At 62.0% G+C, this 5,938-nt stretch carries 4 protein-coding genes; all 4 read right to left on the reverse strand.

Going from position 1 to position 5,938, the window contains the following annotated elements:
• On the reverse strand, positions 1-1,609 hold a 1,609-nt coding region (locus VL598_RS13235; protein WP_325327184.1), incomplete at its 3' end, for a molybdopterin-dependent oxidoreductase.
• A gap of 19 nt (positions 1,610-1,628) precedes the next feature.
• Positions 1,629-2,882: an NAD(P)/FAD-dependent oxidoreductase gene (locus VL598_RS13240; RefSeq protein WP_325327185.1), complete on the reverse strand. Its 1,254-nt coding sequence runs from the start codon at positions 2,880-2,882 to the stop codon at positions 1,629-1,631.
• A complete protein-coding gene (nirD, locus tag VL598_RS13245) occupies positions 2,879-3,235 on the reverse strand; it encodes a nitrite reductase small subunit NirD (protein ID WP_325327186.1) in 357 nt (118 codons plus the stop codon). The genes VL598_RS13240 and nirD overlap by 4 nt, the downstream gene beginning before the upstream one ends.
• Before the next feature lie 23 nt (positions 3,236-3,258).
• Positions 3,259-5,805, reverse strand: coding sequence for a nitrite reductase large subunit NirB (gene nirB, locus VL598_RS13250; protein ID WP_325327187.1), 2,547 nt, complete (start codon positions 5,803-5,805; stop codon positions 3,259-3,261).
• Positions 5,806-5,938: the final 133 nt, after the last annotated feature.

Consider the following 5,938-nt stretch of genomic DNA (forward strand, 5'->3'; position numbering starts at 1 on the left):
TGTCGTTGCTACTGTTGTTGCGATAGGCACTCAGCCGCGCATGCTCGTCGAAGATCTCATGCGGCTCGGCAAAATCGAAGCCCGCATAGCCCATCCGTTGCGCAACCTCGCACATGATCCACCAGTCAGCTCGCGCTTGCCCCGGCGACGGCAAGAATGCGCGCTGGCGCGAGATGCGGCGTTCCGAGTTGGTGACGGTGCCATCCTTCTCGCCCCACCCCAGCGCCGGCAGCAGGATGTGCGCCAACGCATTCGTATCGGTGTCCTCGGCGATGTCGGAGCTGACGACGAGTTCGCAACGCTCGAGTGCACGCTTGACTTGATCACTGTTGGGCAGACTGACGACGGGGTTTGTCGCCATGATCCACACGGCCTTGACTCGGCCCGCCTCGATCGCCTCGAAGAGATCCACTGCTTTGAGACCCGGCCGCGATGCAATCGTCGGCGAGTCCCAAAAAGTTTGGACGAGTTCGAGGTGGCGCGGGTTGTCGAGCTCCATATGCGCGGCCAACGTATTCGCGAGGCCGCCGACCTCGCGCCCGCCCATCGCGTTCGGCTGTCCGGTGAACGAGAAAGGCCCCATGCCCGGCTTGCCGATACGCCCTGTCAGCAGGTGACAGTTGATGATGCTGTTGACCTTGTCGGTGCCGGACGTCGACTGATTGACACCCTGTGAATAGACCGTCACGACCCGTTCGGTACGTGCGAAAAGCAGATAGAACTCGAGCAGGGCAGCCGGATCGATCTTGCACTGCTTGGCGCATTGCATGAGATCGAATGCCCCTTTCGTGGACGATAAGGCGGCATCGAGCGCCTTCGCATACCCGTTGGTATGGTCATCGACAAAATTGGCATCGGTTACGCCGCACTCTGCGAGAAAGGCGAGCAGCCCGTTGAAGAGCCACACGTCCGTGCCGGAGCTGAGCGGCAGGTGCAGGTCCGCCATTTCGCACGTCGCGGTGTAGCGCGGATCGATCACGACCACCTTCATGTCTGGCCGTGTTTCCTTGATCTTGATGATGCGTTGGAACAGGATCGGATGGCACCAAGCTGTGTTCGAGCCGACCAGTACGACGAGATCCGTCAGTTCGAGGTCCTCGTAGCAGAGCGGCACCAGGTCTTCACCGAACGCACGCTTGTGTCCGGCGACCGATGACGACATGCACAGACGTGAATTCGTATCGATGTTCGCGCTGCCGATGTAGCCCTTCATCAGCTTGTTCGCGACGTAGTAATCCTCCGTTAGCAACTGCCCCGATACGTAGAATGCGACGGCATCGGGGCCGTGCTGATCGATGATCCGGCGAAAGCCGCTGGCAACCGCAGCGAGCGCATCGTCCCACGACGCCTGACGCAAAGGGCCGCGATTCGGCTCGCGCATTTGCGGATGGAGCAAGCGTCCATCGAGTCCGACCGTTTCGCCGAGCGCCGATCCTTTCACGCATAGTCGCCCGCGGTTCGCCGGGTGACAGGCGTCGCCAGCAACGTCGACGAAGCCATCCGGCCGTGCGCTCGCGCGTACGCCGCAGCCGACGCCGCAGTATGGGCAGGTGGTCTGGATGCTGTGCGGGCTGCTATCAGGCGCGATTGGGGTAATGGGAAAGTTCACGTTCGGTTCCGGTCCCGGTTCAGATGGCCTGCGCCTCGCATAGGGCCTTGCCAAACAACAATTGGCTGCGCATCCGCGAAATGTCGGTCTGGTTCTGGATCAACTCGAAGTACCACGCGCCGTCCTTGACATCGCCGTACAGGACCGCGCCGATCACCCGATCCTGCTCGATGACGAGCCGCTTATAGACCCCGCGTCGCGGATCGCGCAGCACCAGATCCTCGGTACCCGGGCCACCGATGAAGTCGCCGGCCGAGTACAGATCGACGCCGGTCACTTTGAGCCGGGTCGCGGTCGCCTTCTGGACGTAACGGCGGTGACCCGCCCCTGCCAAGTGCGCGCCGCATACGCGTGCTTGGTCCCAGATCGGCGCGACGAGGCCGAACGTTGCCGTGCGATGCTGTACGCATTCGCCCACTGCGTAGACGCGCGGATCGTAGGTTTGCAAGGTGTCGTCGACGACAATTCCGCGCTCGCAATAGAGGCCGGCTTGTTGCGCGAGCGCAATGTTGGGCCGCACGCCGACGGTCATCACGACGAGATCGGCGGCGATCTCGCTGCCGTCGTCCAAGCGCACGGCGGTGACGCGGTCTGTCCCGACGAACTCCGCCGTGCGGGCATTCAACAGAAAGCGCATTCCCTTGTGCTCAAGGGCCTTTTGCAGCAGCCCGGACGCGCTCTTGTCGAGTTGGCGCTCCATGAGGCTGTCGACGAGATGCACGACTGTGACCGACATCCCCTGGCGCAGCAGCCCGTTGGCTGCTTCGAGGCCTAGCAGGCCTCCGCCGACGATCACTGCATGATGATGGTCGCGTGCTGCGCTCATCATCGATTCGACGTCCTTGAGGTCTCGAAACGAAATGACACCGCTTAGCTCGTGACCCGGCACCGGAATCAGAAACGGCTTCGAACCGGTCGCGATCAGCAGCCGGTCGTAGCTGGCCTCCACGCCGCTTTGGGAACGCACGACCCGGCGCGCACGGTCGATGGCAACCACGGGGTCGCCCGCATGCAGCGTGATGCCATTGGCCGCGTACCAGTCTCGGGTATGGAGGATGATGTCCTCGACCCTCTTCTCCCCGGCGAGTACCGGCGACAAAAGGATGCGATTGTAGTTGCCGTAAGGCTCGGCGCCGAACACAGTAATGTCGTATAAGTCCGGCGCGAGCTCGAGCAATTCCTCGACGGTGCGCATGCCCGCCATGCCGTTACCGATGACGACAAGCCGTGCACGCACCCCGGACTCGTTGACCGGGGCTGCGGCAGCTTTCATGCTTGCACCCACACTTGGCCGTCGGCGACGCGCGCGGCATATGCGCTGACGGAGTGCTCGGGTTCTTCGAGGCACTCGCCTGTGCGCAGGTTGAAGTGTTGCTTGTAGATCGGCGACGCAACCACCAGGTGCTCACCGAGGTTGCCGATGAGTCCGCGCGACAGCACAGCCGCCTGTGAGGCTGGGTCGAAGTTGCTGATCGCGAACACGTTGCTGTTGCCGTTGCCGTCGTCGACATGGAACACCGCCACTTGTTCGCCGTTGACGAGCGCACACACGCCGGTATTCGGCACGATGTCGTCGAGTGCGCACACAGGCGTCCAGGATTGCTGGATGGGATCGTTGTTGCTCATGATGATCTCGTTGATGTTTCGTCTTAGACGGTCTCGACGACCACGGGAATGTCGATTTGCTTGAGTTGATTTCGTTCGTCAGGCGTGGCCGGCCGGATCTGGCCGCGCTCTTCGACGAAAGTCACGTTCTCGTCACCCTTGTCGCTGTTGACGAAATGACGGAAGCGCTTGCGAGTTTGCGGATCGGTGATCGCCATCTTCCACTCGCACTGGTACGTATCGACAACATGCTTCATCTGAGCTTCAAGCTCCGCGGCAATGCCGAGGCTGTCGTGCACCACCACGTCGATGAGGTAATCAAGGCCGCCCTCGAGACTCTCGCGCCAGACGCTCGTGCGCTGCAGGCGGTCTGCGGTGCGGATGTAGAACATCAGGAATCGATCGACGTACTTAATGAGCGTCGTCTTGTCGAGATCGGACGCAAGCAGTTCGGCGTGGCGCGGCTTCATCCCGCCATTGCCGCACACGTAGAGATTCCAGCCCTTCTCTGTCGCGATGATGCCGATGTCCTTGCCCTGTGCCTCTGCGCATTCACGGGTGCAGCCCGAGACACCGAACTTGAATTTGTGCGGTGCGCGCAGGCCCTTGTAGCGATTCTCGATCTCGACCGCGAGCCCGACCGAGTCGCCGACTCCATAGCGACACCACGTGGATCCGACGCACGACTTCACGGTACGCAGCGCCTTGCCGTATGCGTGCCCGGCTTCGAAGCCGGCGGCAATCAGTTCTTCCCAGATGTGGGGCAACTGATCGACGCGCGCCCCGAACATGTCGACACGCTGGCCGCCCGTGATCTTCGTATAGAGGCCGTATTTTTTTGCGACCTGGCCGACCGCGATCAGGCCATCGGGCGTCACCTCACCGCCAGGCATGCGTGGCACGACCGAATACGTGCCATCGCGCTGAATGTTCGCGAGGTAGTAGTCGTTCGAATCCTGCAAACTTGCATGCTCTTTTTGCAGCACGAACTCGTTCCAGCACGATGCGAGAATCCCGGCGACGGCCGGCTTGCACACATCGCAACCGAGCCCTTGACCGTGCTTGGCGAGCAGCTCGCCGAACGTCTTGATGCCCTCGACGCGCACCAAGTGGTAGAGCTCCTGGCGCGTGTACCGGAAGTGCTCGCACACGTGATTATTGACAGCCAGCCCCTGCTTCTTCATCTCGGCTTTCATCAAGCGCGTGGCAAGCGGCACGCAGCCGCCGCACGACGTGCCGCACTTGGTTGCGCGCTTCAACGCGCCGATGGTGGTGGCACCGGTTGAGACCGCTTCGCAGATCTGGCCTTTGGTGACGTTGTTGCACGAGCAAATCGGTGCGCTATCGGGCAGCGCATCGATACCTAAACCGGGCTTCGCTTGACCATCGGCTTGCGGCAGGATCAGAAATTCCGGTGCTTCCGGCAGCTCGATCCGGTTCAGCATCATTTGCTGCAACGTGCCGAATTCGCTCGCATCCCCAACGAGCACGCTACCCAGCAGGTACTTGCCGCACTCCGACACGACGAGCTTCTTGTAGACCTGTTTGCGCTCGTCACTGAATTGGTACGTGCGGCTACCGGGCGTTTGGCCATGTGCATCGCCGATGCTCCCGACGTCCACGCCCATGAGTTTGAGTTTGGTGCTGGTATCGGCGCCGGCGAATTCGGCGTTTTCTCCAAGCAGTTGCTTTGCGGCAACACGCGCCATCTCATAGCCGGGTGCGACCAGCCCGAACAACTGCCCCTTCCAGAGAGCACACTCGCCGATCGCGTAAATGTCCGGGTCGCTCGTGTGGCAGCCATCGTCGATGACGATGCCGCCGCGCGGGCCGATCGCAAGGCCGCTTGCGCGTGCGAGTTCGTCGCGCGGGCGGATTCCAGCCGAAAACACGATCATGTCCGTGTCCAGATGCGTGCCGTCGGAGAACTGCATCCGGTGCGTGCCGGCCTCCCCGTCGACGATCGCGACCGTGTTCTTGTGCGTGTGAACGGCGACGCCCAATTCCGCAATCTTCCCGCGCAACATGTGGCCGCCGCCCGTGTCGACCTGAGCTGCCATCAGGTGCGGCGCAAACTCGACGACGCTCGTTACAAGGCCCATGTCGCGCAGTGCCTTCGCGCATTCGAGCCCGAGCAAGCCGCCGCCGACGACCGTGCCGGTCTTCGAGCGCGCGCCGCACTCCTGCATCGCCTGAAGGTCCTCGATCGTCCTGAACACAAAGCAGTCGTGGCGCTCGTTGCCTGCGACTGCGGGCACGAAGGGATAGGAGCCAGTCGCCAGCACCAGCTTGTCATAAGGCAACGTCTCGCCCGTCGAAACCGTCACCGTCCGTGCGGCGCGGTCGATCGACACAGCCTTCGCATTGAGTTTGAGCAGCAGATGCTCGCGCTCGAAGAATCCCGGCTCGACCAGCGTCAAATCCTCGGCCGACTTACCGGAAAAGAATTCGGACAGGTGCACACGGTCGTAGGCAGGGCGCGACTCTTCGCCCAGCACGGTGATTTCGAGCCCACCACCGGGCGAGTGTTCGGTGAGGCATTCGAGGAGTTTGTGGCCGACCATCCCGTGGCCGATGACGACGATTTTCATGTTGGCGATCTCTGATCTCTGAATACCTAATGCGGTGGACGAACGGCGCGAGCACGCACTTCGCGCCGCAAAAACAAACGGCGTCCCGCGAACTCAGTCGATTGACTGAATTCGGGGGACGCCGTTGCCCAGA

The sequence above is a fragment of the Trinickia sp. genome (genome assembly GCF_035492435.1).
In the GTDB taxonomy this organism is placed as follows: Bacteria; Pseudomonadota; Gammaproteobacteria; order Burkholderiales; family Burkholderiaceae; genus Trinickia.